Genomic DNA, 23750 nt, shown 5'->3' on the forward strand with positions numbered 1-23750 from the left:
AGCGACTTACGCCGCCTTGAAAATGATCGGCGTGTCGCCTTCGTGCCATTGGTCATATTTGGTCATGGCGCGTTCAAAAAGCTCGGAGGCCAGGAAATCATCAAGCCAGCGCTGCACATGAACGAACGGCATGGCGTCAAACGCCTCTTTGTCGGTATTGGCAAACTGGCGGATGAAGGGGGCAATGGCGAAATCAGCCAAGGCCGGGCGCGACCCGAACAGGTATTTGCCAACCGCCAACCGACCATCAAGGCGGTTAAGGATCTTTTCCGCATCCCGGCGATGTTCGAGCGGGTCTACGTCTTCATAGCGGTTGGGATATTTGTAACGATCAAGGTGATGCTTGAACGGGCCATCATTTTGCGAAATCAGGGCCAGCATGTCGTCAAGCGTGCCGCTTTCGGGTGTCAGCCATTCAAGCGGATCATTTTCCGCAAGCGCCCAGACCATGATTTCAAGGCTTTCATCGACCACCGTGCCATCGGGCAGGATCAGAACCGGGACGGTTGCCTTGGGCGATACATCGATCATGCTTTGCGGTTTGTCGCGCAGGACAACTTCACGCAGTTCGACATCAATTTCGGCGGCCAGCAAGGCAATACGTGCCCGCATGGCATAGGGGCAGCGACGGAAACTGTAAAGGATGGGCCGGGATTGCGCAGCAGCGTCTGCAATGGCCTTCGCAGGGGGAAGGTCGGCGGTCTCGGTTTTGGCAGATGCGGTGCTTGTGTCGGTGCCGCTGTCGGTCTTGGGCATAACTTCGATTTCGGTCATATATTTGGCTTAAACGGTGCCCGCGGGCAATGCAATAGACAATCGCGTGACAACCGGAATGCGCAAACATCCGGCTCCTTGACGCGTATGCTGCAAAAAATGGCCGGTTTCACGACTTTTTTGGCCCGATGGGCTTGATTTTACTGTCCGGTTTGTGAAAGGACAGTGCACCAGATTTAACAAAAGACTTTAGGATAGAGGGCAGACGCCAAAGTGCGTATGAGATATCCTGTAGTCTGACAGACAAAAGCCGTTGGAAAGAACAAGGGGCAAGTCCTATGACACCGACAGAGATCGCACGCGTCGAAGATTATCTGCGTCGCACGTTTGATAACCCGAAAATCGCCATTGATGCGCCCAAGAAAAAAGGCCATCCGATTGAAATGCGTGTTGGCGACGAGTTCGTCGGTGTTGTGCATCGTGACGAGGATGAAGGCGAAGTCAGCTACTCGCTGAACCTTGTCATCCTTGAAGAAGATCTGCCGCCGGCACCCTGATCTCTGATCTGACTTGATCTGACTGATCGAATTTAAAACGCCCCGTCGCCAGTTCTGGCCGGGGCGTTTTGTGTTTGCTACGACAGCATCTGACGGATTTCGTCCGGGGTCGCGACCTTGCCTTCGACCAGGATGTCGTCATCGGCCATCAGGGCCGGGGTGCGCATGATGCCGGCATCAATGATCTTGTTGGTGTCGGTCACCTTTTCGATCTCGTAATCAAGATCAAGCGCCTGTGCGGCCGCTTCGGCGTTTTTGGCCAATGCCTGACACTTTGCGCAACCACTGCCATAAATGCTGAGTTTCATCTTTGATCTCCTGTGATCAGAATGATTGAATATTGCCGTAAACAAAGCCCGAAAGCGTCGCCATGACGACGACCAGCGCGCAGTAAACCAGTGTTTTCTGCGTGCCGATCACGGTGCGAATAACCAGCATGTTGGGCAGCGACAAAGCAGGCCCGGCCAAAAGCAACGCCAAGGCCGGACCCTTGCCCATGCCTGCACCCATCAGGGCTTCGACAATCGGGATTTCCGTTAAGGTCGAAAAATACATGAACGCGCCCAGAACCGATGCCAGCGCGGTCGAGGTCAGGGAATTATCGCCAACAGCTGCCTGCACCCATTCGTTGGGGATCAGGCCTTCATGCCCGGGGCGGCCCAGCAACAGACCCGCAATGAACACACCCATCACCAGAAGCGGCAAAATCTGTTTGGTGAAATCCCAGCTTTGATCGACCCATTCACGGTCCTGATCGCGCGTCAGCGCAATCATCATCAGGCCGATCACGCCAATGGCAAAACCCAGTTGCGGATATTGCGGAAAAATCACGGCAGCAAGGATGACAATCGCTGCTAGCCCCGCGACCTGCTTAACCGGCCAGTTCCATTGCCAGATCAGAAGTCCGGCAAAGCCCGCCGCCAGAAGGGCGGTGGTAGTCCACTTAACATCATAAACCGCCATCCAGACGGGGCTGCCGGGGACGGATGCCCAGTTGGCAAACACCAGAATGCCGACCATCAGACCAAAAAACGCAATGGTGATCGAAAGCGGTTTGCCATCATCGTCGCCGCCAAAGCCGCGTTTGGATTTCTGGGCGCGATCATGTTCCTCGTGGCGATAAATCAGATGCATGATCAGGCCGATGACAATGGCAAAGACAATCGCGCCAACCCCGCGCGCAAGGCCGATTTCAGCGCCCAGTACCTTGGCCGTGACAACAATCGCCATGATATTGATCGCAGGCCCGGAATACAGAAACGCAATTGCCGGACCTAGCCCGGCACCGCGTTTGTAAATCCCGCCAAACAGCGGCAATACCGTGCAGGAACAAACCGCAAGCAACGTGCCCGAGACGGATGCCACACCAAGTGCAACCGGGCGCGATGCATCCGGCCCGAGATAGCGCATTACCGATCCCTGACTGATGTAAACCGCCATCGCCCCGGCAATCACAAAGGCCGGAAGCAAACACAAAATCACATGTTCGCGGGCATACCAGTTGGTCAGATAGACGGCCTCAAGCACCGCATTGTCAAACCGCCCCGTGCCAGCCGGGATGAAATAGATCGCAAGGAAGCCAAGCGAAATGGCGGCAAACAGCCGTCCTTCGCGAGGATTTTCACGATAAAGCGCGATCAGGCGATGAAGCATCGGACGGTCTCCAAATGACCACGACGGGCGTTGTTGTTTTTAATCTATCCAGATTGGGCGACTATTACTTTGATACATCGCAACGTTGTGCACTGCCGCGACGCGGGGTTTGGCATCCCACCATTTTCCGGATGTTCCCGACGATCACGGATCGGCTTCGGAAACATTCGAAGGTCGATTTCAACCAATCGTCGCAAATCTTCTGAGCACAAGAGGAAGTTTAGGGGGCGCAGCCCAGTTCGTTTGACAGTCGCGCGAACGCGGGCCTACCGTTTTGGTTGCACTGCGAATATCAAAAAACGCGCGGTGGGTTCGGTTCGGGCAGGGGTGCGGCGCAAGATCGCATGGACCCGGACATCAACAACAATCCTGACACTCCATATCAGGGAAGAGGAAACAGAATATGAGCAGTCCATCAAATCGTGGCGTTGTATTCAAGGGTCCGGGAAAAGTCGCAATTGAAAACATCGCGTTTCCGGAATTGGCGCTGGGCAATCGCAAATGCCACCATGGCGTCATCCTGAAAGTTATCACCACCAATATCTGTGGCAGTGACCAGCACATGGTGCGCGGCCGCACAACCGCGCCCGAGGGGCTGGTTCTTGGCCATGAAATCACCGGCGTGATTGTCGAAACCGGCCGGGATGTCGAGTTTCTTAAGGTCGGTGATGTGTGTTCCGTGCCGTTCAACATTGCCTGCGGGCGTTGCCGCAATTGCAAATCCGGCCTGACGGGCATTTGCCTGAATGTAAACCCGGCGCGTCCGGGGGCGGCTTATGGCTATGTCGATATGGGCGGCTGGGTCGGCGGGCAGGCCGAATATGTCATGGTGCCCTATGCCGACTTCAACCTTCTGAAGTTCCCTGATGCCGATCAGGCGATGGAGAAGATCCGTGATCTGACGCTTTTGTCTGACATCTTCCCAACCGGCTTCCATGGTTGTGTTACGGCCGGTGTCGGTCCGGGCAGCACGGTTTATATCGCCGGTGCCGGTCCGGTTGGCTTGGCCGCCGCCGCATCTGCCCACCTTCTGGGGGCGGCTTGCGTGATTGTTGGTGACATGATTGATGATCGTCTGGCACAGGCACGCAGCTTTGGCTGTGAAACCATCGATCTTAAAAAAGACATGCCGATGGAAGACCAGCTTGAAGCGATCCTGAATGATCGCGAAGTGGATTGCTTTGTCGATTGCGTCGGCTTTGAGGCCCATGGCTGTGGCTGCAACCACAATCACGAAGCCCCGGCAACCGTTCTGAACTCTGCCATGCAGGTCACCCGTGCGGGTGGGTCCATCGGTATTCCGGGACTTTATGTGACCGAGGATCCCGGTGCGGTCGATGATGCCGCCAAGGTTGGCGCACTTAGCATGCGGTTTGGTCTGGGCTGGGCGAAATCGCATTCCTTCCATACCGGTCAGTGCCCGGTGATGAAATATCACCGCAACCTGATGCAGGCGATCCTGTTTGAAAAGATCGACATCGCCAAGGCGGTCAATGTGCAGATGATCAACCTTGATCAGGCGCCGCAAGGCTATGCCGACTTTGACGGCGGGGCGGCGAAGAAATTCGTCATCGACCCGCATGGCAGTGTCGCTGCCTGACCCGGCAGCCATCAAAACGCATCTTTGGCACCCCGGTCTTTGGCCGGGGTGTTTTGCATCCCCCTGAAACAAAACCGCTGGCGGCACGTTGCGTGGATGGTGCCGGATCAAAGTTGAATTCGGCCCAAAAAGTCGATTTTGATTTCAGGGGGACCCGATGGGTTCATGGATTGAACAACACGCGACCTTGCTTCAGGTTGGGGTAAGCATAGCAACATTGATGGTCTGGATTTTTTACGCGCAATTGCTGTTTCAAAGCTATCGCCGTGTCAGACGTCCGAAAATCGTCATCAACCAGATGCTTGGCAATTCGGACAAGGCGCGCTTTCTGATCAGCAATATGAGCCAGGAAGCCATCCATATCGACAAGGTGCTTGTCTGCATTGGCGATGAAACGCATCAGGTGTGTGAACAGGTCACAGACAGCGATCCGGAAGTGGATTTCCAGACCGATCAGGGCAGTAAATCGGCCCACGCCGCGCGTCTTGAGGAACTGACAGTGCAAGGCCCGCTTGAATCCGGCAGATGCATCGAACTGGGCGCGTTGCAAAACCTGATGCGGCGGATCACACATCAGGCCCGCGCCAGCGACGAAGACACAGGTACTGATCCTGATAAAGCAGTCGGCGAAGGCAAGTGCCGCATCGAAATCATCGTCATTGCGGTCTATAGCTCGGAAAAGGGTGTGATTGGTGCCAGCCGGGCCTTTGTCTGTGATGAGGACGGGCAACTGCACCCCGAAATGGTTCAGACAACCCAGCATGCCGGCTTTTTCGCGCGCAGACGTATGGCGCGTCTGCATGCGCAATATGCCTGATCCGCTCAGTCAATCGCCGAACGCAAACGGGCCCCGCAAAGGGGCCCGAAATGTTTGTTCGATTGTGGTGTGTTCCGATCAGGCCGCCGTTTTGGCATCCTCGGACTTGATGACCTTGTGAGTGTCCTCATTCATGCCAAGCTTCCAATAGCTTGAAATATAAAGATCATCCTTGCCAAGGCCGCGTTCCTCGCGGAAGTAGCTGCGCAGTTCGCGCATCGAGGTAAATTCGCACGCAGCCCAAACCGAAAGCCGACCGTCCGTATGCCAGGGGATGCGTTTGACCACATCGCTCAGCACCGTGTTCTGTTCGCCGGGACGCGGATTGATCACCCATTCGATTGTGATGTTGTCGGGCTTTTTCAAATCCTGCATGTCGGCCTCTGACCGGACTTCGATCACGGCATAGCCGCGCGCGTCAGCGGGCAGGGTTTCCAGATTGACCGATACGGCGGGCAGGGCCGTCATATCGCCCACAATCAGGAACCAGTCCGCCGTCGGATCAACAAGCTTTTTCGGGCCGGGACCGCCAATGGTGATCACATCGCCGGGCTGGCAATTCACCGCCCAGTTTGACGCGGGGCCGCCATGGTCATGACTGTCCGCACCATGATCATCATGATCATTGCCAGCACCATGCATGACGAAATCGATATCGATCTCGCGGCCCTGATCGGTCATGCGGTCATGGCGCACGGTATAGGTCCGGCGCAAAACGCGGCCCTTGTCGTCGCCTTCAATCGGAAACATCAGTTTGACATAGGCACTTTCCTGATCTTCGGGAAAGTCCTTCATGCCGTCACCCCCAAGGGTGACACGAAGCATATTGGGGGTGACATATCCCTTTCTGATCACGGTCAGATCGCGTGGGGAAGGTTTACTCATTTCTTCACTCCTTGGTCCCAAGTCCTTGGTCATTTGGGCTGTCGCCCGCAAAGTCCAGTTTCTTGCATTTGTGGGTTTCCAGATTGTCGGACATCAGATTGGCGATCTCGACAAAATCATGGATCTGCTGTGGCGTAAGGCCGCTGGTCATTCGGGACCTGACTTCTTTTTCAACAGCGCGAAAATCTTCCATTTTTGCGCTGCCGGCGGCCGTCAAATGCAGTGTTTGGCTCCGTCGATCTTCGGGGTGCGGGCGGCGTTCAATCAGCCCGTCATTTTCAAGTTCTTTCAAAAGCCGCGTGATCCGGCCTTTGTCCTGACCGGATTTTTCGGCCATTTGCTGGGCGGTGATGCCGGGAATTTTGACAATCCATTTCATCACCCGCTTGTGCGAAATCGGCATCGGCATGCTTGCAGCCTGCATCGCATGCATCAGCCTGCGTTTATAGGCATGCACCAACCGATGCAGGGTTTCACCCGGGACGTGGACCTGATCTTCTTCGGTCATGGCAATCGTTTCTTCCTCACAGGCCAGCCGGGCTGGCAATTAAGCCGGAACGAAGGGCATGGCGGCGTCCTTCGCAAATGATGGCGGAAATAACGGCCGAGCCACTGGCAACCACCATGATGGTCGCAAGGTCAAAGTCCCCACCGGTGCCGATCAGAATGGCGGCAAGGGCCGCACCAACCGACTGGCCGGTCAGGCGTGCGGTGGATAAAAGCCCGCTTGCCCCGCCAGAACGTTCACGCGGCGCACTGGTCAGCATCAGGCGGTTATTGGGCGCCTGAAACAGACCAAATCCTGCGCCACACAGGGCAAGGGCGGCAATGATCGGCGCCAAGCCACCGGCATCGGCCGCCAGCGTCGTGCCATAAAGCCCGATGGCAAACACCGCCATGCCAATCCCGGTCAGACGGATCGGCGAAAACCTGTCGGCCAACCGCCCGGCAATCGGTGCAATGATCGCAGTCGCCACCGGCCATGGCGTCATCAAAAGACCGGTCATGGTGGCACTTTGTCCCAACACATCGTGGAAATAGAACGGCAGGGTGACGAACGCAATCATCTGCGCACAAAAACCGGTGATCGATGACCCGATGGAGCAAGCAAAGACCGGAATTTTCAACAGATCAAGCGGCAGCATCGGACGCGTGCGCGACAATTGGCGATGCACCAGAAAGACACCGGCAACAAACGATACGGCAAATTGTGCACCAATCAGGATCGGGTTGCTTTCAATGCCCATATTGCCAAGGGCCGCGACAAGCCCGCCAAAGGTCAGCACATTCAAAAACGCACTGATGAAATCAAACCGTGCGCGGCTTGGTGCATTGAACGGCAGACTGAAATAGCCAATCACAACCGCCAGAACCGACATCGGCAGATTGATTAAAAACAGCCAGTGCCAGCTGGCAACCGCCATGATGGCGGATGCAATGCTGGGCCCGGCGGCGGCCGAAACCGACACCGTCATCGCGATCCAGCCAATCGCCTGGCCGAGTTTCGCATGCGGGAAAACATGGCGCATGATGGCGGCATTGATGCTCATGATCGCAGCCGCCCCAAGGCCCTGCAATACGCGGGCTGCTGTCAGAAGCTCGATCGTCGGGGCCATGGCACACAGGGCGGATGCCACCCCGAACAGGGCAACACCACTCAGATAAACCTTGCGAAATCCAATCGCCTCGCCAAGGGCTGCAAACGGCAACAGGGCCACCACAATGGCCAACTGATACGCCGTGATCACCCAGATCGCGTGTGCCGGTGTTGCGCCCTGATCATGGGCGATGGCGGGCAGGGCGACATTCATGATCGTGCCATCAAGCACCGCCATCATGATCGTGATCAAAAGGGCCAGGGCAGCATAAATGCGCCGTGGCCCCGGCAGCCCATCGGGATGCACTTCGGGGGATATCTTGAGACGTTGGATATAAGGGATCGGCATGGGGCAGTCTCTTTATCAAATGGTGTGCGCGAAGGGGCCTTGGTTTCAGGCACGGCATATCGCCTTGGTATCGCGTCGGCAAAGCGTGGGGCGCTTGTGGGGTGCAGGCGCGATCCTCAATTGGTTGACAGTATCAACTATATAAAAATGGTTGATCATGTCAACTATCTTTTTGACCTGCCCTTAAAGCTAGTATGTCTGCCGCGTGAGGATGCTATGATCACGGGATAAACAGGGAGGATAACGATGAAAACAGTTCTGATGATTGCCGCAGCCTTGCCGTTTGCACTCGGCCTGGCGGTTATGCCGGAACCGTCAAACGCGCAGCCGGTGATTGTGGATCAGGCGATTGAGCATGGTGGCGGCTGCCGCAAAAGCTCCCCACCCGGTCAGTGCTGCCACATGGATCGCAAGGCGGGCACGGTTCATTGCCACTAGGCGGGTGGGCATAGTGCGCGGATCGTCGGGTTATTTCACCCGGTACACATCATAGAAAATGTGTTTCTTGTCGGCGAAATCTTCGTGGTTGGGCAGGTAGGGCATCGGCTCTGAATGGGAAATCAGCTCCCATTTTTTGGCCTTGGTGGTGGACTGAATGGCCTTGATAAAGCCGTCGTCATAAAGGTCGGTGCGCTGGGTAAAGCACACAATCCCGCCGCGCTTCACAACCCGGCAGAATTCCGAAAACAATTGTTTGATTTCGCGCACATAGGTCAGCGTGCCGATGCACTGAACGGCGGCAAACCCATTGTCGCCAAAGGCCAGTGTCTGGTTCATGTCGCGTTTCTTAAGGTGGCGATAAACGCCCTTGGCCTCGGCCGCCTGCAGGGATTCCAGCGACAAATCAATGCCGGTGATATCTCGATATCCGGCCTTGGAAAGCTCCAAACCCGTCAACCCGGTACCACACCCGGCATCCAGAACGGGTGCGTCGAACGGCACCCCGTGCTCAGCCATGATGGCCGCCGCCCGCTTGGGCGCGTCATAGCCCATCTTCGGCAAATCCGCATCATAGCTTTCAGCCCATTTGTCGTAATAGGCGGCAAGGGCGTCTGGCCCGGCGTCTGTCATGCGCGTCAGATCAGATGCGCTGTCAGAAATATCCGTACCTCTGGAATTGCCATCACTGGCACCCGTCATGGCTCACCTCGCTGTTTGCTTTGAAGAGTGTTTGAGCAGCTCAGGGGAGAGTTGATAGTTTTGAAATGTTCATTCGTTCTAAGAATGATAGGTGGAATTGAAAACCAACCGATCTGTTTAGTTGCATTCGCTCTTCGCCTTGCTTTGCTTGTTCTTTAAGCTTCGCGACGTCATTTATGCCAGTGATCGCAGCGATTTTTCGAAATCACCCGCACGCGTAGCCTTAACGAACAATGGAAACGACTGTGCGAGTTGACTGTAAAATAGTGTCTGAGGAAGCCAGTACGAACCTGGCGTTAAAAATGCCATTAACAAAGTCAGAAGTTCAGCCTGCATTATATTTGAAAATGGTATGTCAGTTTGATCAGCATTTAGTTTGATGTACTCCGCTGCAGGAGAGCGTAATTTCCTGTCTGGAGGTGAAAGTACTTTCTGCAAAAATTCAGCGTCCCCCCAGAAGCAGTCGAAGGACTGGAAGACAGGTTCTCCGTAATTGTTGGATTCGGATGTAAGATAATTATATTTGAATAATCCATTTAGAGCTTTACTTTTGTCATGCTCAATAAGTATCGCGACAAAGTAAAGGAATAATTCATACAAAAATACTGAATGAGATTCAAACCATACATTGTTGTATGGGTTTAATTCGGGTGGCTTTTGCTTCAGATGTATTGAATCTTCAAGGAATTTAGTTACCAACACTGTAATGGTAGCTTCTGATGTCATTTCACATTCAATTGAAAGCCACTCACATAGAAGGTTCCGGACTTCTTTGAGTTGCAGGCAGTCACTATGAACTTTCTCTGCAAAAATATCGAAGTCCGGGTGTTCTCTAACCCTCAATGTATCAGCGTATGCGATGCAGGATTTTAGAAAGTCTTTCCGGTATCCGCTAATGCCTGTTTTTTGTTCTATCAACGCTTGTTTAAGTAGGCGGAATTTTCCTGTCGGCTCGATTGGAGGGTGTTTAGCTTCTGATGTTATAAAAGCAGGAGGTTTGCCTTTGGCAGGTTTGATATGTTGCGGTTTACCGTACAGCTGACGAATCAGCTCTTCCCAATGCTTGTTAACATTCTCGGCTGACGAGAAGTTTATCCCAATCCTGCCTGCCATGAAGACCGGCAGCGTAGGTTCATCATCTTCTGTGAACTCACATAGAAGTGGAATGAACTTTGATTGCTTTACATTGTTATAAAGTTCGGAGGAAATAATCTGAGATTCAGTGCCTACCCCTGCTGAACGGGCGTTGGCTTTTTCTGCATAGACGCTGTCGCATACGACTAAAACATGTGTAACAGAGCTATCCGTTACCATGCTTTCCATGAAAGAGTATTTGTCGTCTCCATGGTTTAAGTCATAGATGTCAATTATAACATCTACACCATCTTGGAGCAGCCTATCAGCCCAGTCTTTTACCATCGTTTGGTGTCCAGAACTGCTCCAGCTATACGATATGAATACTTTCGGCGGGGCTGAATCACTTTCTGGCATTTTATATCCTTAGTTCGTGACACTTTCCATTATAGACAAAATTAGACCTGTCTAATCTGGGATGCAATCTTTGATAAGGTTTCTTCTGCTGCTTATCTCGGGCGGACGGTGCTGGTCGCTTGTGAAATGGATTGATTAAAACTGAGTAAGCTCCCACTCAACAAATACCCACCAGTCGGTGCCTCCCAATCCACCATCTCACCAAGGCAGTAGGTGCCCGGGCGGTTGATGAGTTGGAAGTTCTCGTCGAGTTCTTCCCAAGCGACACCGCCAGCGGTGCTGATGGCCTCGTCCAGTGGACGGGGCTTTTTGATGTGAAGTTTCAGGTTTTTGATGGCGGAGGCGAGGGCGGTTGGGTCGTTCAGGGTTTCGCGCGGGGTGGTTTCGAAAATCAGGGCTGTTTTGGTGGCATCAAGACCGAGGGTTTTGCGCAAATGGTTGCCGAGCGAGTTTTTGCCGCGCGGCTTTGACAGTCGCGTGGTGACGTCACCCAGCGTGCGGTCGGGGCAGAGGTCGAGCGTGAGCGTGCCAACCCCTGTTTCAAGCCATTGATCACGCAGCGTTGCCGAGATGGCGTAGACGGCACTGCCTTCGATCCCGGTTTTGGAGATGACGAATTCGCCGCGCACGGTTTGGTCGTCACAGGTCAAGGTCACGGCCTTCACCGGGGAGCCTGCGCATTTGTCGATCAGATGATCTGTCCAACTGATTTCAAAGCCGCAATTGGCCGGTTTGAACGGGTTGCACTTGATCCCGGCGTTAAGCAGGATTTCCATCCATTTGCCGTCTGATCCCAGTCGTTTCCAACTGCCGCCGCCAAGCGCCAGAATGGTGATGTCGGCGGTGGCGGTAACTTCGCCATCCGGTGTTTTGAAAACCGCCTGATCGGCGTCGTTCCAGCCGGTCCAGTAATGGCGGTACTGGATGGTGCAGCCCAAACCATCAAGTCGCCTAAGCCAGGCGCGCAAAAGCGGGCTTGCCTTCATCGCGGTCGGGAACACCCGGCCTGACGAGCCGACAAAGGTTTCAACCCCCAGCCCCGCGCACCATTCGCGGATTTGATCCGGGCCAAACTTGCGCAAATGCGGTTCAAGCCGTGCGCGCGATGCGCCATAGCGGGTCAGGAAGGTTTCAAGATCTTCGCCGTGCGTGATGTTAAGGCCTGATTTCCCGGCCATCAGGAACTTGCGCCCGGCACTTGGCATGCCCTCATAGATCGTTACCGCGTAGCCCTCACCGGCCAGCCGTTCGGCCGCCATCAGACCGGCCGGGCCGGCACCGATCACCATGGCGGTTTTGCCATTCGGGGCAGGGCGGGCGTGCGGCGCATTCTGTTTTGGGCTTGGCATGTGCGGCCTTTGGTGCGGGTTGATATCGGCTGGTTTTAGCGGCTTTGGGGCCTGTTGGCAATTTGTCCGGCATCCGATGATGTGTTGAGGTCGGGTTCGTGGTGCTTGACCGCACAGAGCTCGCTGTTTACCACTGCCACCTTGTAACGCCACCACCAGACCATCAGGACCACGCCCATGATTACCGGAACCTGGCACACGCCAACCGATGAAGAACTTCTGCGCATTCGCGACATGATGGAAGATGCGCAGTTTTATGACGCGATTGCGCGTGTGCCCGATGATGCCCTGAGCGCGGCACTGGCCGGATCAGAGGACACAGCACTTTGGGTGTTTCGCGTCGATCATAAGGCGGTTGCCTATGTCTATATGACCGAGATGGCAACAAGCCTGCCCAAGGTCGATGAGTTTGGCGTGTTTGAACGCGGGCAGGGCTTTGGCAAGGCGGCGTTATCAAGCTTAGCTGCCAAAATTGCGCAAACGCCCGACTATGAAAAGCTGTGGCTGAATGTTGTCGATGGCAATGACAACGCGCTTAATCTATATCGCAAGGTCGGGTTCGGCGAGGAAAAGTTCATTGCCAAGGGCTGGAAAACCCGGTCTGGTCGGGTGGTCGATCAGGTGCGCATGTGGCTGACGCTTGATACGTTGCGGGGCCAGGCTTCCTGACGCTTGCTGCCTATCGATTATCAGTGCGAAACCGGGCCGGGGATACCCCGTCCTTTTTGGTAAAGAAGCGCGAAAAATATCCGGCATCGCGAAAGCCCAGTTCATCGGCGATCTGTTGAATGGCGATGTCGGTATAGATCAGGGTTCGCTTGGCTTCCAGCATCAGGCGGTTTTGCACCACCTCGCTTGCGGTCATGCCATAAATGTCCTTGGCGATGCGGTTAAGCTGGGTGGTGGTGACACCGATTTCGCGGGCATAGAAATCAAGCGATTTGTGCTGCTTATAGAACGTTTCGACCAGCGCCTGAAACTTGCGGAATTTTTCGGCCTTTTGTTCCTGGCGCGACAGGCGGGCGGAATGATCCTGCGGCACGGTGCGCCCGATGCCAAGCAACAGCAATCCCAGAATATGACGAAGCGCAAACAGCCGCCCGGTATTGTGGCTGTAATATTCCGTAACCAGTTGCGATATCAGGAAATCGGTCGGGCTGTTGGTGTCGCCAGAGGATGACCGTGTATCAACGCAGATCGCCTGATCGAGCCGGGCGAGGAGTTTGGGTGCGGGGGCAAGGATTTCCTGCAGGTGATAATCGGTCAGTGAAATCACCCAGCCATCAATATCATCACTGAATTTAAAGCCATGCACGGTGCCCGGCGGCACTGTAATCAACTGGCCTGCCTGCATGGTCAGGTGCTGGTCATCAAAGCTGATCTCGGCCGTGCCGTGGGTGATATACAGCAGCTGAAACAGGTTGGTGTGGCGGTGCGGTTTGATGTGCAGATCATGCAGGCGCGATCGTTCCGGGATGCTTTCGAGGTGAAAGAATTCCGGTTCGGTGACCGGTTGCGGATCGGATGCAGGGATATTTTCCAGATCATAGCCATCACGTGCGCGGGGGCCGGTTGCCGCATCGCGTTCGCCGTAAAGCTTGTAGATCGGGATGGTGTTGCGCATGGATGCCTTGATCCTGGATCGCCAGATTGGTGTTGGTTGGTGTCAGTTTAGCGTGTTTTCGAACCGACCAAAAGAAAAGCCCGCCAATATGATGGGCGGGCTTTTCCGAGTTCTGTTAGCGTCGCTAATTGCCAAGCAGCGTTGGCACAAACAACGTTAATATCGGCGCAAAGATCAGAAGCAGAATTCGAATGATCTCAGCCCCGAAGAACGGCATCACACCGCGGAAGGTCTGGCTCATCGGGACCCCCTTGGCGAGTGCGTTGATGATAAACACGTTAAGCCCCACGGGTGGCGTAATCAGCCCCAATTCCACGACAATGAGTGCGAGGATCCCGAACCAGATCTTCAGATCCTCGGTCCCCATGCCATAGGCCGCGGTTGCCGCCGTCGCCCAGTCGCCGCCATTGATATCAACAAGGGCCGGCCAGAAGAACGGGATGACCACGACAATCATCGACAGGCTTTCCATGAAGCAGCCCAGAAGGATCAGGGCAAGCAGCATGAGGACCATCACAAGCCACGGATCAAAGCCGCTGGTGGCGGCGGCTTCGGCCATATAGGCCGGAAGGTTGGCACGGCTAAAGAAGCCCTTGAGGATTTCCGCACCCAGCAGAATGAAGAAAATCATCGAGGATGTGATGGCGGTGTCTTTAAGCGACTGGCGCAGACCTTTCCAAGTCAAACCGCCTTTACCGCGAATGCGCATATAGACGCCGTACACCAGAATGGCGAACACGCCCACGCCAGCCGCCGGTGTCGGGGTGAACAGACCGGCACCAAGCCCCAGAATGATCGAGCCAAAGATCAGCATTACCGGGATCAGGCGAAGCAGTGCTTCTTTGCGCTCAGCGGCCGGCATCGGTTCCGGTTTCGGGGCCAGTGACGGGTTCAGGCGCACCTGAATGGCAATCACCGCCATAAAGAACAGAACCGCAATCAGGCCCGGAATGATGGCCGCCTGAAACATCTGAATGATCGATGCTTCGACCGTGACCGCGTAAATCACAAGGGCGACGGACGGCGGGATCAGAATGCCAAGCGTACCACCCGCAGCCAGCGTACCGGTTGCCAGACGCGGCGAGTATTTCAGGCGGTCAAGCTCGGGCAGGGCGACCTTGCCCATGGTTGATGCAGTGGCAAGGGATGATCCACACACCGCGCCAAAACCGGCACAGGCCCCGATGGCAGCCATGGCAACGCCACCGCGGAAACGACCGAGGATGGCATTCACACCCTGAAACAGATCGCGTGACAGGTTGGCCTGACTTGCGAGATAGCCCATCAGAACAAACAGCGGCACGACCGACAGTTCGTAGTTCGACACAATCCCGTAAAGCAGGGATTTGAACTGCTGCAGATAGGGATCAAAGCGCAGGAACGGGAAAAACAGGCTGAGCACATAGTTGCCGCCAATGCCGACACCGACCATGGCAAGGCCGACGGGCACGCGCAGTGCCAGGATCACAAAGAGAAGGGCAAGGCCACCAAGGCCGATCAATTCACGTTCAGACATGGGCCTCTCTCTCGAAAATCTGGTTTCCGGCAATTGCCGCCCACAGGAACATCGCAATGATGCCCGGGACATAGAACGGCCAGATCGGCCAGCCCAAAATTGCCGAAAGGGTATTGTCGCTGCGCACTTCGATCAGGCCATTGACCATCATATACCCCAGGAACAGGGCGAGTGCGGTCATCAAAATGGCAGACAAGGTATCGACCACCCGCGCAAACCAGTCGGGAAACATCTTGATGAAAACGTCCACCGCGACATGGCCGCGATGTGCCTGACAATAAGGGAAAAACATCAACGCCGCCGAACTGACGATCATGCTGACAAAGTCCTCATAGCCGATAATGGCCGGGACGTTGGCATCAAAAAGCCGGGCGATCTTGTCGAGACCAAAGGCGGTCACGTTTATGATCGTAACAATCGAGATCAGCAGGGCAAGCATGCCACCGGCAACAGCAAGCCACGAAGCGGCCTTGTAGAGCACGTTTTTCATATCTCTAACATTCTTGCGGGAACAGAGGGTCACGTATCGACATGATACGTGACCCCACAAGATTTACCAGCAACGTCGGGATGTTACTTGGTGTGGCTCTGAACAGCGGCCTTGGCATCTTCGACAAGTTTCGCGCCATCGATGCCGTTGGATTTCGCTTCTTCGATCCAGCGATCAATGACCGATGCGGACGCATCGTCAAAGGTTGCCTTTTCAGCAGCGGTGATCTGAACGACCTGGCCTTTGCCTTCGTTGACCATGCGCTTGCCGACTTCTTCAACGCCGTTAAACACGTCACCGATTTCAGCAGCAAAATCACGGCCGGAGTTACGGTCGATGATTTCTTTCAGGTCATCTGGCAGGCTCTCATACCGGTCCTTGTTCATCGCAAACAGGAAGGTCGAGGTGCCAAAGCGTGAATTTACGCCTTCGCCTTCAACAGAATAGGAAATCAGTTCAGCCAATTTCAGCGGCGGCACAACTTCGAACGGCACCAGGCCGCCATCAACTACGCCAAGCGACATCGCCTGCGGCAGGGCCGGAACCGGCATGCCAACGGGTTCTGCGCCCCAGGATTCAATCACCCAGGAACCGGTACGGGTCGGGGTACGCAGCTTCAGGCCCTTGACGTCATCAACCGTGCGGACTTCCTTGCTGGTCAGGTGGATTGCCTGACCGGCATGCACGTGAACGGCAAGCGGGTGAATGTCGGTAAGGTCTTCGGCATATTCATCACGAAGATCCCACATCGCAAGGTTGGTTGCGCGTGCATCGCCAAGGTGAACACCCGGAAGTTCAAACACTTCAAGGCGCGGGAACACGCCCGGGGTGTAACCCGGAAGGGTCCAGACGATGTCGGCAACGCCGTCACGGACCTGACGATACAGTTCCGGCGGATTGCCGCCCAGCGACATGGACGGGAAGATTTCAAACTTGATACGGCCGTTTGATTCTTCTTCGATTTTCTTGGCCCACGGTTCAATCATTTTCGACTGGGCCGGTGCTTTCGGACCCAGGAAATGGTGGACGGTCAGGGTGACTTCCTGTGCGTGTGCGCCGAACGACACCATCGTCGCGACAGCTGCACCGGCAAGCAATTTGGTGATCTGTTTCATTCTCTTCCTCCTTTGAACGTCTTGTCGCGTTCATTGCGCTGACAAACGTTCAGCCACGATGCGCATCTAGCGTGCGAAGTTTTCCAAGAGTTCTTTTTGTTATTGTTTTTGTTCTTCTTCTTCTTTTTATCACATGACTTGCGTTTGGCGCATTTCAGCCATGTCGAATTAAAGGCAATCTAATCGGTACGTGATGGTTATGTATAATGATATGTAAGCACATATCCATAACCAAATGATTATCCTTTCGCCCCTGCCTGTGCGCTGTGATGACGTTGTGCTTCTTCGCGCACAGCATTGATTAGCATTTCAACCGGCGGCGAAATTGGCGAATCAATTCTGGTCGTCAACCCAACGGGACCAAAGGTATCGCTGGTATCGATCGGCAGTTCGACCAGATGCCCTTCGGCAATGTCGGATGCCACAGCCCCGTTCGAAATGATCCAGATCGCATCGGTTTCACGCGTAAAAGCACGCCCGAAAGATGTCGAAACGGTTTCGATACGGTCGGGGATCGCACCAATGCCATGCGCAATCAGCATCTTGTCCACCGTGGGGTGAATGATCGCGTGTTTCGGCGGCACCAGAACGGTGAATTCGCGAATGCGGGTAATGTCCGGGTTCTTGTCGGCCAGCAATGGATGGCCGGGTCTGGCGACCAGCGAAATGTGCTCGGAATATAAATGTATGAACGACAATCCCGACATCTGATCGGGTTCGGCCAGTCGTCCAACGACAAGATCAAGTTCACCCACGCGCAATTGCCCCATCAACATCACATTCGGACCGGCCACGACCTTGACCGTGGTATCGGGGCTCAGCGTTTTGAAATGCCGGATGGCATTGGGCATCACACTGGCGGCAACTGTTGGCAGAACCCCAAGATTGATCGAAAGCCCGCCTTGCATGCGCACCTGGCTGATGCTGTCAACACCCTGACGCAGGGCCGTAACACTTGCCCCGGCATAGCGCAGGAAAACCTTGCCGAAATCGGTCAGGGTGACACCGCGCTTTGATCGGTCAAATAGCCGCGCATCAAGATGTTCTTCAAGCTCGCGAATGGTTTTGGAAACAGCGGGTTGGGTAATCGAAAGCGTATCGGCGGCCTTGACGACACTGCGTTGGCGCGCGACCTCAAGAAAGCAGGTCAGATGGCGGAATTTAATGCGTTGATCAAGCATGGGTGCCCTATACATCAACAGTTTAGAATGTTCTTATGGCTGGTTCATGCATAATTATATAGTTATGCAAATTACGCAATTCCTCATTTTACATAACCAAAACCATCTGCGAATGTGATGACAAACAAGCAGGGTGGAAACGATAATGAGTCTGCAAGTCGCCCCGGTCAACGGGACACACATTCATTACAGCCAGTCAGGCCCGAAAAACGGCCCGGCACTGGTCTTTGCAAATTCTCTGGGGACGGATCTTCGCATCTGGGATGATGTCGTTGATGCGCTTTCATCAAAGTTCAACATCATTACCTATGACAAACGCGGGCATGGCCTGTCGGGGATTGGTGATGCGCCCTATGACGTCGCGCTGCATGCCAATGATCTGATCGGGTTACTTGATTACCTTGGCCTTGATCAGGTGATCATTTGCGGTCTGTCTGTTGGTGGCCTGATCGCCCAGAAAGTGACCGAACTGGTGCCAAACCGTGTGCGGGGTCTGATCCTGTGTGATACCGCCGCCAAGCTTGGCGATTATGACAGCTGGAACACCCGGATCGAGGCCATCAAGGCGGACGGGATTGCATCCATGGGCGATGCGATCATGGAACGCTGGCTGTCGCCAACCTTCCGCAAGGAACGGGTTCTCGAAACCGCGATGTATCGTGACATGCTGGTGCGCACGACGATTGAGGGTTACGTCGGGACCTGTATTGCGCTGCGCGATGGTGATCTGCGCGATGCGGCGGGAAAAATTGCTGTGCCGACATTATGTATCTGTGGATCGGAAGATCTGGCAACGCCGCCCGATGTGGTGCGCGCCATGGCATCAATGATTCCCAATGCCGAATTCGAATTGATTGACGGGGTCGGGCATCTGCCATGCATCGAAACCCCGGAATTGCTGACCCGGTTGATCGACCGATTTACCAAGGAGAAGAACCTTGTCTGAGAGCCGGTATGACGTTGGCATGAAAACCCGCCGTTCCGTCCTGGGCGATGCACATGTGGATCGCGCCACCCAAAAAATTACGGAAATCGACGAAGGTTTTCAGCGCTATATCACCGAGAATGTCTGGAATGGTGTCTGGACAAGCGACGCCTTCACCAAGCGTGAACGCTCCATCGTGACCATCGCTCTGCTTGCGGGGCTTGGCCACGAAGAAGAACTTGCGATGCATATTCGCGCCACACTCAACACCGGGGCAACGCGCGACGATATCCGTGAAACCCTGATGCATGTTGCGGTTTATGCCGGCGTTCCCGCCGCCAATACGGCCTTCCGCATTGCCAAACAAACCTATGCCGAGATCGACGCGGCATCAGACGCGTCACCCAAGGGAGAGTAAGCCTCATGTCCACCTTTAAACCGCGTGACTGGGGCTCCCACGCCCCCTATATCGCACCCGGTTACAAATCGACCCTTTTGCGTGGTCCGACCCAGGCACCGCTTGCCATCAAGTCGGGACTGACCGAGGGCACCGGCCCGCGCTTTGCTCCCGCATCTGTGCGTGAGCTTGATTTCGATCTGACCAAAAACGGTGTCGTCAATGGCGAGCCGCTTGGCGAACGCATTGTTGTGCATGGTCGGGTGATGGATACCGATGGTCGTCCGCAGCCCAATATCCTGGTCGAGGTCTGGCAGGCGAACGCAGCAGGTCGCTATGTGCACAAGGTCGATCAGCATGATGCGCCGCTGGACCCGAACTTCCGCGGGTCGGGGCGTTGCTTTACCGATGATCAGGGCAACTACAAATTCTATACCATCAAGCCGGGCGCCTATCCGTGGGGCAACCACTTCAATGCCTGGCGTCCGAACCATATCCACCTGTCGTTGTTTGGTCCGGGTTTTGCCACCCGTCTTGTGACCCAGATGTATTTCCCGGGTGATCCACTGCTTGATCTTGATCCGATTTTCCTTGGCACCGAGGACGCAGCGGCCCGTGAACGCCTGATTGCCAAATTCTCGATCGACAAGACCGAGGAAGGCTTTGCCCTTGGTTATCAGTTCGACATTGTCCTGCGTGGACGCAACGGCACCCCGATGGAGAATTAAGTCATGGCTTATGGTGAAACCCCCTCACAGACGGTTGGTCCGTATTTCGCCTATGGCTTGACCGCAGGCCAGTACGCATACGACTTTACCGACATTGCTGATCCGACCGTTGCCGGCCCGGATACCAAGGGTGAACATATCCGCATCACCGGCACCGTCTTTGATGGCGACGGCAACCCGGTCAACGATGCGATGATCGAAATCTGGCAGGCCGATGCCGACGGTCATTACAACGAAAAGCCGATTGATGTAGCTGATACCGGTTTCCGCGGGCTTGGCCGTTGCGGCACCGGCACCGATGCCAAGCTGCGTTTCTGGTTTGATACGGTAAAGCCGGGTGTTGTTGCCGACGCCGAGGCGCCGTTTGTCAACGTCATCGTTTTCATGCGTGGCATGCTGGTTCACGCCTTTACCCGTTTTTACTTCGATGACGAGGCAGATCTGAATGCCAAGGACCCTGTTTTGCAGTCGGTGCCAGCGGATCGTCGCGACACCCTGATTGCCAAACGTGTCGAAACCCCGACGGGGATTGAATACCGGATCGATATTCACATGCAGGGGAATGCTGAAACCGTGTTCTTCGACGTGTAAGTCGATCTGGTCCGATGGCTGCGTCCGCTGCTTTGGGGAAAGCCGGCGGTCGCAGCCATCGACCTGAATTTCCTGCACTACCGGGGCAGTTGCCCCGCGTTTCTAATGTTTTGGATTGATGCCACAGGAGTTTTGCCGTGGTTGCACGTTTCATGTCGCTTAAAGAAGCAGTCGCATCCTGCGTTAAGGATGGCGACACCATCTCGATGGAAGGCTTTACCCATCTGATCCCGCACGCCGCAGGGCACGAGATTATCCGTCAGGGCATCAAGAACCTGACCTTGGTCCGCATGACGCCTGATGTGATTTATGATCAGTTGATCGGGGCCGGTTGTGCCAAGAAACTGATCTTTTCCTGGGGCGGGAACCCCGGTGTTGGCTCGTTGCACCGTCTGCGCGATGCCTATGAAAAAAGCTGGCCGACCAAGCTTGAGATCGAAGAACACAGCCACGCGGCGATGGCCAATGCCTATGACGCCGGTGCGGCTGGCCTGCCTTGCGCAGTATTCAAGGGCTATCGCGGGGCGGAACTGCCGCGCGTAAACCCGAACATCAAATTCATCGAGTGCCCGTTCACTGGCGAAAGCCTGGCGGCTGTTCCGGCGATCCGCCCGGATGTCACCGTCGTGCATGCCCAGAAAGCCAACAAAAAGGGCGACGTCCTGTTTGAAGGCATTGTCGGTGTGCAGAAAGAAGCCGTTCTGGCCGCGAAGAAATCCATCATCACCGTCGAAGAGATCGTTGATGATTTCGGCGATATTTCGCCAAATGCCGTCATGCTGCCGAACTGGGCGGTGACCGCGATTGTTGAAGTGCCGGGTGGGGCGCATCCGTCTTACGCCCAAGGATATTATAAGCGCGACAACGCGTTCTATAAGGCATGGGATCCGATTGCACGTGATCGCGAAACGTTCCAGGCCTGGCTCGAAGAGCATGTCATTAATGGCGGTCCCGAAGATTTCGCGGCCAAGCGTGAAGCGAACAAAGGCTAAGCGGAGGAAAAATCATGGTTGAATATACCCCGACTGAAATGATGACGGTATCCGCTGCACGCGCGCTTAAAAACGACGATGTGTGCTTTGTTGGCATCGGGATGCCGTCGGCTGCGTGTAACTTGGCACGCCTGACCCATGCGCCCGACATCACCCTGATTTATGAAAGTGGCACGATTGGCACCAAGCCCGATGTCCTGCCGCTGTCGATCGGTGATGGCGAGCTGTGCGAAACCGCTGTGAACACCGTCGCCGTGCCTGAAATGTTCCGTTACTGGTTGCAGGGCGGCAAGATTTCGGTTGGCTTCCTTGGTGCGGCCCAGCTTGACAAGTATGGCAACATCAACACCACCGTGATCGGCGATTACGACAACCCCAAAGTCCGCCTGCCGGGCGGCGGTGGTGCGCCGGAAATCGCGACCAGCTGTGGCGAAGTCTTTTTGGTCATGAAGCAAAGCAAGCGTGGCTTTGTCGAAAAGATCGATTTCGTGACATCGCTTGGTCACGGCAAGGGTGGCAATGATCGTGCATCTTACGGTGTTGATACCAAGGGTCCTTCGCGTCTGATCACGGATCTTTGCATCATGGAACCGCATCCGGTGGGCAAGCAATTCGTTGTGACCTCGATCCATCCGGGCGTAACCCGCGAAGAAATCATCGAAAATACCGGTTGGGATGTTGAGTTTGCCGACGAAGTCGCCGAAACTGCGATCCCGTCCGAGAAAGAATTGCAGGTTCTGCGTGAACTGCATGCTCGTACCGCCAAGGCCCACGGGGACCAGCAGTAAGAGCAATAATAAGGATCTTAGAAATGGCTGACGCATATATTTGCGATTATATCCGCACCCCGATTGGCCGCTTTGGCGGCAGCCTGTCGCAGGTGCGCGCCGACGATCTTGGCGCTGTTCCGCTTAAGGCGCTGATCGACCGTAATCCGGATCTGGATTTTGCCGCTGTTGATGATGTCATCTTTGGCTGTGCCAACCAGGCTGGTGAAGACAACCGCAACGTTGCGCGTATGTCGTCGCTTTTGGCAGGGCTGCCGGAAACAGTGACCGGAACCACGGTCAACCGTCTGTGCGGTTCGGGCATGGATGCAATCATTATGGCCGCCCGTGCCATCAAATCGGGCGAAGCCGATCTGATGATTGCCGGCGGCGTTGAAAGCATGTCGCGTGCGCCGTTTGTCATGCCAAAAGCAACGTCGGCATTTTCGCGCAATGCAGAGATTTATGACACCACCATCGGCTGGCGGTTCGTAAACCCGGTGATGAAGAAACAGTACGGCGTGGATTCCATGCCCGAAACCGGCGAAAACGTTGCCGAGGACTTCAAGATTTCCCGCGAAGATCAGGATACCTTTGCCGCCCGTTCGCAGGACAAGGCGGTTGCCGCACAGGAAAATGGTAATCTGGGCGAGGAAATCACCCCGGTCACCATTCCGCAGCGCAAAGGCGATGCCATTGTCGTGGACAAGGATGAACATCCGCGTCCGGGCACCACGGCCGAAAAGCTTGCCAAACTGCCGACCCCGTTCCGCGAAGGCGGCTCGGTTACGGCCGGCAACGCATCGGGTGTTAATGACGGGGCTGCTGCCCTGATCATCGCATCCGAGGCAGCGGTCAAAAAATACGGCCTGACCCCGATTGCACGGGTTGTTGGTGGCGCGACTGCGGGTGTTGCACCGCGCATCATGGGCTTTGGCCCGGCACCGGCATCGAAAAAACTTCTCGCACGTCTTGGCTGGTCGACAGAGCAGCTTGACGTGATCGAACTCAACGAAGCCTTTGCTTCACAGGGGCTTGCAACGCTTCGTGATCTTGGCATTGCTGATGACGATGTGCGTGTGAACCCGAATGGTGGTGCGATTGCCCTTGGTCATCCGCTGGGTATGTCGGGTGCGCGTATCACCGGCACGGCTGCGCTTCAGATGAAACGTGCTGGTGGCAAACGTGCACTGGCGACCATGTGCATTGGTGTCGGTCAGGGGATCGCGATTGCGCTTGAAGCTGTTTAAGGCTGATGGCTGACTGATCTTG

Annotated in this window: 26 protein-coding genes; 12 read left to right on the forward strand and 14 right to left on the reverse strand. The window is 55.2% G+C overall.

The window, feature by feature from the left end:
- Window positions 1–6: 6 nt before the first annotated feature.
- Window positions 7–774, reverse strand: a complete 768-nt coding sequence (locus AC5Q5A_RS14955) for a glutathione S-transferase (RefSeq protein WP_493895766.1) — start codon at window positions 772–774, stop codon at window positions 7–9.
- Window positions 775–1052: 278 nt separating this feature from the next.
- On the opposite strand from AC5Q5A_RS14955, the gene AC5Q5A_RS14960 reads away from it, so the two are divergent.
- Complete coding sequence (locus AC5Q5A_RS14960) at window positions 1053–1271, forward strand: DUF3126 family protein (protein ID WP_008891916.1); 219 nt, start codon at window positions 1053–1055, stop codon at window positions 1269–1271.
- Between the two features lie 77 nt (window positions 1272–1348).
- On the opposite strand, the gene AC5Q5A_RS14965 is transcribed toward AC5Q5A_RS14960, so the two are convergent.
- Together AC5Q5A_RS14965 and AC5Q5A_RS14970 are read right to left on the reverse strand one after the other, a co-directional pair.
- Window positions 1349–1579, reverse strand: a complete 231-nt coding sequence (locus AC5Q5A_RS14965) for a thioredoxin family protein (RefSeq protein WP_008891915.1) — start codon at window positions 1577–1579, stop codon at window positions 1349–1351.
- A 16-nt stretch (window positions 1580–1595) separates the two neighbouring features.
- On the reverse strand, window positions 1596–2924 hold the full coding sequence (locus AC5Q5A_RS14970) for a permease (protein WP_493895767.1): 1329 nt from the start codon (window positions 2922–2924) through the stop codon (window positions 1596–1598).
- A 403-nt stretch (window positions 2925–3327) separates the two neighbouring features.
- Between AC5Q5A_RS14970 and fdhA the strand changes: the two genes are divergently transcribed.
- Together fdhA and AC5Q5A_RS14980 are read left to right on the forward strand one after the other, a co-directional pair.
- Window positions 3328–4524 carry a formaldehyde dehydrogenase, glutathione-independent gene (gene fdhA / locus AC5Q5A_RS14975; RefSeq protein WP_338180159.1) on the forward strand — a complete coding sequence of 399 codons (1197 nt, stop codon included), beginning with the start codon at window positions 3328–3330 and terminating at the stop codon, window positions 4522–4524.
- 157 nt (window positions 4525–4681) lie between these two features.
- Window positions 4682–5341, forward strand: coding sequence for a hypothetical protein (locus AC5Q5A_RS14980; protein WP_493895768.1), 660 nt, complete (start codon window positions 4682–4684; stop codon window positions 5339–5341).
- Between the two features lie 78 nt (window positions 5342–5419).
- Here AC5Q5A_RS14980 and AC5Q5A_RS14985 read toward each other — a convergent pair whose 3' ends face one another.
- The 3 genes from AC5Q5A_RS14985 to AC5Q5A_RS14995 are packed head-to-tail and all read right to left on the reverse strand — an operon-like array spanning window position 5420 to window position 8172.
- Window positions 5420–6226 (reverse strand): siderophore-interacting protein, encoded by an 807-nt coding sequence (locus AC5Q5A_RS14985; protein WP_493895769.1) that lies wholly within the window; start codon window positions 6224–6226, stop codon window positions 5420–5422.
- A gap of 4 nt (window positions 6227–6230) precedes the next feature.
- On the reverse strand, window positions 6231–6734 hold the full coding sequence (locus tag AC5Q5A_RS14990; protein ID WP_493895770.1) for a MarR family winged helix-turn-helix transcriptional regulator: 504 nt from the start codon (window positions 6732–6734) through the stop codon (window positions 6231–6233).
- Between the two features lie 16 nt (window positions 6735–6750).
- Window positions 6751–8172 (reverse strand): MFS transporter, encoded by a 1422-nt coding sequence (locus AC5Q5A_RS14995; RefSeq protein ID WP_493895771.1) that lies wholly within the window; start codon window positions 8170–8172, stop codon window positions 6751–6753.
- A gap of 246 nt (window positions 8173–8418) precedes the next feature.
- Between AC5Q5A_RS14995 and AC5Q5A_RS15000 the strand changes: the two genes are divergently transcribed.
- Window positions 8419–8610, forward strand: a complete 192-nt coding sequence (locus AC5Q5A_RS15000; RefSeq protein WP_493895772.1) for a hypothetical protein — start codon at window positions 8419–8421, stop codon at window positions 8608–8610.
- A gap of 30 nt (window positions 8611–8640) precedes the next feature.
- On the opposite strand, the gene AC5Q5A_RS15005 is transcribed toward AC5Q5A_RS15000, so the two are convergent.
- The 3 genes from AC5Q5A_RS15005 to AC5Q5A_RS15015 form a co-directional block, all read right to left on the reverse strand.
- The gene (locus tag AC5Q5A_RS15005) at window positions 8641–9312 is read right to left on the reverse strand and encodes a class I SAM-dependent DNA methyltransferase (RefSeq protein ID WP_493895773.1); all 672 of its coding nucleotides are present in this window, start codon (window positions 9310–9312) and stop codon (window positions 8641–8643) included.
- Between the two features lie 174 nt (window positions 9313–9486).
- On the reverse strand, window positions 9487–10803 hold the full coding sequence (locus AC5Q5A_RS15010; RefSeq protein ID WP_493895774.1) for an SEFIR domain-containing protein: 1317 nt from the start codon (window positions 10801–10803) through the stop codon (window positions 9487–9489).
- A gap of 92 nt (window positions 10804–10895) precedes the next feature.
- A complete protein-coding gene (locus tag AC5Q5A_RS15015) occupies window positions 10896–12152 on the reverse strand; it encodes a TIGR03862 family flavoprotein (RefSeq protein ID WP_493895775.1) in 1257 nt (418 codons plus the stop codon).
- 177 nt (window positions 12153–12329) lie between these two features.
- Between AC5Q5A_RS15015 and AC5Q5A_RS15020 the strand changes: the two genes are divergently transcribed.
- Window positions 12330–12821 carry a GNAT family N-acetyltransferase gene (locus AC5Q5A_RS15020; protein WP_493895776.1) on the forward strand — a complete coding sequence of 164 codons (492 nt, stop codon included), beginning with the start codon at window positions 12330–12332 and terminating at the stop codon, window positions 12819–12821.
- Between the two features lie 10 nt (window positions 12822–12831).
- On the opposite strand, the gene AC5Q5A_RS15025 is transcribed toward AC5Q5A_RS15020, so the two are convergent.
- The 5 genes from AC5Q5A_RS15025 to pcaQ form a co-directional block, all read right to left on the reverse strand.
- On the reverse strand, window positions 12832–13776 hold the full coding sequence (locus AC5Q5A_RS15025) for a helix-turn-helix domain-containing protein (RefSeq protein WP_493895777.1): 945 nt from the start codon (window positions 13774–13776) through the stop codon (window positions 12832–12834).
- A gap of 124 nt (window positions 13777–13900) precedes the next feature.
- Window positions 13901–15292 (reverse strand): TRAP transporter large permease, encoded by a 1392-nt coding sequence (locus tag AC5Q5A_RS15030; protein ID WP_493895778.1) that lies wholly within the window; start codon window positions 15290–15292, stop codon window positions 13901–13903.
- On the reverse strand, window positions 15285–15782 hold the full coding sequence (locus AC5Q5A_RS15035; protein ID WP_493895779.1) for a TRAP transporter small permease: 498 nt from the start codon (window positions 15780–15782) through the stop codon (window positions 15285–15287). The genes AC5Q5A_RS15030 and AC5Q5A_RS15035 overlap by 8 nt, the downstream gene beginning before the upstream one ends.
- Window positions 15783–15865: 83 nt before the next feature.
- Window positions 15866–16897, reverse strand: coding sequence for a TRAP transporter substrate-binding protein (locus AC5Q5A_RS15040; protein WP_338188543.1), 1032 nt, complete (start codon window positions 16895–16897; stop codon window positions 15866–15868).
- 239 nt (window positions 16898–17136) lie between these two features.
- Window positions 17137–18078 carry a pca operon transcription factor PcaQ gene (pcaQ, locus tag AC5Q5A_RS15045; protein WP_008891899.1) on the reverse strand — a complete coding sequence of 314 codons (942 nt, stop codon included), beginning with the start codon at window positions 18076–18078 and terminating at the stop codon, window positions 17137–17139.
- 145 nt (window positions 18079–18223) lie between these two features.
- On the opposite strand from pcaQ, the gene pcaD reads away from it, so the two are divergent.
- From pcaD to pcaF, 7 genes are all read left to right on the forward strand, one after another.
- Window positions 18224–19024: a 3-oxoadipate enol-lactonase gene (gene pcaD, locus AC5Q5A_RS15050; RefSeq protein WP_493895780.1), complete on the forward strand. Its 801-nt coding sequence runs from the start codon at window positions 18224–18226 to the stop codon at window positions 19022–19024.
- Complete coding sequence (gene pcaC, locus AC5Q5A_RS15055) at window positions 19017–19421, forward strand: 4-carboxymuconolactone decarboxylase (protein WP_008891897.1); 405 nt, start codon at window positions 19017–19019, stop codon at window positions 19419–19421. Before pcaD ends, pcaC begins: the two co-directional genes overlap by 8 nt.
- Window positions 19422–19426: 5 nt before the next feature.
- The gene (pcaH, locus tag AC5Q5A_RS15060) at window positions 19427–20128 is read left to right on the forward strand and encodes a protocatechuate 3,4-dioxygenase subunit beta (RefSeq protein WP_008891896.1); all 702 of its coding nucleotides are present in this window, start codon (window positions 19427–19429) and stop codon (window positions 20126–20128) included.
- Window positions 20129–20131: 3 nt separating this feature from the next.
- Window positions 20132–20719 carry a protocatechuate 3,4-dioxygenase subunit alpha gene (gene pcaG / locus AC5Q5A_RS15065; protein WP_493895781.1) on the forward strand — a complete coding sequence of 196 codons (588 nt, stop codon included), beginning with the start codon at window positions 20132–20134 and terminating at the stop codon, window positions 20717–20719.
- 137 nt (window positions 20720–20856) lie between these two features.
- Window positions 20857–21711, forward strand: a complete 855-nt coding sequence (locus AC5Q5A_RS15070) for a CoA transferase subunit A (protein WP_008891894.1) — start codon at window positions 20857–20859, stop codon at window positions 21709–21711.
- Window positions 21712–21725: 14 nt separating this feature from the next.
- On the forward strand, window positions 21726–22499 hold the full coding sequence (locus AC5Q5A_RS15075; protein WP_008891893.1) for a CoA-transferase subunit beta: 774 nt from the start codon (window positions 21726–21728) through the stop codon (window positions 22497–22499).
- Between the two features lie 23 nt (window positions 22500–22522).
- Window positions 22523–23728 carry a 3-oxoadipyl-CoA thiolase gene (pcaF, locus tag AC5Q5A_RS15080; protein ID WP_287445072.1) on the forward strand — a complete coding sequence of 402 codons (1206 nt, stop codon included), beginning with the start codon at window positions 22523–22525 and terminating at the stop codon, window positions 23726–23728.
- Window positions 23729–23750: the final 22 nt, after the last annotated feature.

The organism is Thalassospira sp. CA1 (assembly GCF_059052855.1).

Excerpts from the sequence above, each read along its gene's own strand:
- AC5Q5A_RS14955 (WP_493895766.1), bottom strand. The coding sequence starts at position 774 with ATGACCGAAATCGAAGTTATGCCCAAGACCGACAGCGGCACCGACACA.
- AC5Q5A_RS14960 (WP_008891916.1), top strand. The coding sequence starts at position 1,053 with ATGACACCGACAGAGATCGCACGCGTCGAAGATTATCTGCGTCGCACG.
- AC5Q5A_RS14965 (WP_008891915.1), bottom strand. The coding sequence starts at position 1,579 with ATGAAACTCAGCATTTATGGCAGTGGTTGCGCAAAGTGTCAGGCATTG.
- AC5Q5A_RS14970 (WP_493895767.1), bottom strand. The coding sequence starts at position 2,924 with ATGCTTCATCGCCTGATCGCGCTTTATCGTGAAAATCCTCGCGAAGGA.
- fdhA (WP_338180159.1), top strand. The coding sequence starts at position 3,328 with ATGAGCAGTCCATCAAATCGTGGCGTTGTATTCAAGGGTCCGGGAAAA.
- AC5Q5A_RS14980 (WP_493895768.1), top strand. The coding sequence starts at position 4,682 with ATGGGTTCATGGATTGAACAACACGCGACCTTGCTTCAGGTTGGGGTA.
- AC5Q5A_RS14985 (WP_493895769.1), bottom strand. The coding sequence starts at position 6,226 with ATGAGTAAACCTTCCCCACGCGATCTGACCGTGATCAGAAAGGGATAT.
- AC5Q5A_RS14990 (WP_493895770.1), bottom strand. The coding sequence starts at position 6,734 with ATGACCGAAGAAGATCAGGTCCACGTCCCGGGTGAAACCCTGCATCGG.
- AC5Q5A_RS14995 (WP_493895771.1), bottom strand. The coding sequence starts at position 8,172 with ATGCCGATCCCTTATATCCAACGTCTCAAGATATCCCCCGAAGTGCAT.
- AC5Q5A_RS15000 (WP_493895772.1), top strand. The coding sequence starts at position 8,419 with ATGAAAACAGTTCTGATGATTGCCGCAGCCTTGCCGTTTGCACTCGGC.
- AC5Q5A_RS15005 (WP_493895773.1), bottom strand. The coding sequence starts at position 9,312 with ATGACGGGTGCCAGTGATGGCAATTCCAGAGGTACGGATATTTCTGAC.
- AC5Q5A_RS15010 (WP_493895774.1), bottom strand. The coding sequence starts at position 10,803 with ATGCCAGAAAGTGATTCAGCCCCGCCGAAAGTATTCATATCGTATAGC.
- AC5Q5A_RS15015 (WP_493895775.1), bottom strand. The coding sequence starts at position 12,152 with ATGCCAAGCCCAAAACAGAATGCGCCGCACGCCCGCCCTGCCCCGAAT.
- AC5Q5A_RS15020 (WP_493895776.1), top strand. The coding sequence starts at position 12,330 with ATGATTACCGGAACCTGGCACACGCCAACCGATGAAGAACTTCTGCGC.
- AC5Q5A_RS15025 (WP_493895777.1), bottom strand. The coding sequence starts at position 13,776 with ATGCGCAACACCATCCCGATCTACAAGCTTTACGGCGAACGCGATGCG.
- AC5Q5A_RS15030 (WP_493895778.1), bottom strand. The coding sequence starts at position 15,292 with ATGTCTGAACGTGAATTGATCGGCCTTGGTGGCCTTGCCCTTCTCTTT.
- AC5Q5A_RS15035 (WP_493895779.1), bottom strand. The coding sequence starts at position 15,782 with ATGAAAAACGTGCTCTACAAGGCCGCTTCGTGGCTTGCTGTTGCCGGT.
- AC5Q5A_RS15040 (WP_338188543.1), bottom strand. The coding sequence starts at position 16,897 with ATGAAACAGATCACCAAATTGCTTGCCGGTGCAGCTGTCGCGACGATG.
- pcaQ (WP_008891899.1), bottom strand. The coding sequence starts at position 18,078 with ATGCTTGATCAACGCATTAAATTCCGCCATCTGACCTGCTTTCTTGAG.
- pcaD (WP_493895780.1), top strand. The coding sequence starts at position 18,224 with ATGAGTCTGCAAGTCGCCCCGGTCAACGGGACACACATTCATTACAGC.
- pcaH (WP_008891896.1), top strand. The coding sequence starts at position 19,427 with ATGTCCACCTTTAAACCGCGTGACTGGGGCTCCCACGCCCCCTATATC.
- pcaG (WP_493895781.1), top strand. The coding sequence starts at position 20,132 with ATGGCTTATGGTGAAACCCCCTCACAGACGGTTGGTCCGTATTTCGCC.
- AC5Q5A_RS15075 (WP_008891893.1), top strand. The coding sequence starts at position 21,726 with ATGGTTGAATATACCCCGACTGAAATGATGACGGTATCCGCTGCACGC.
- pcaF (WP_287445072.1), top strand. The coding sequence starts at position 22,523 with ATGGCTGACGCATATATTTGCGATTATATCCGCACCCCGATTGGCCGC.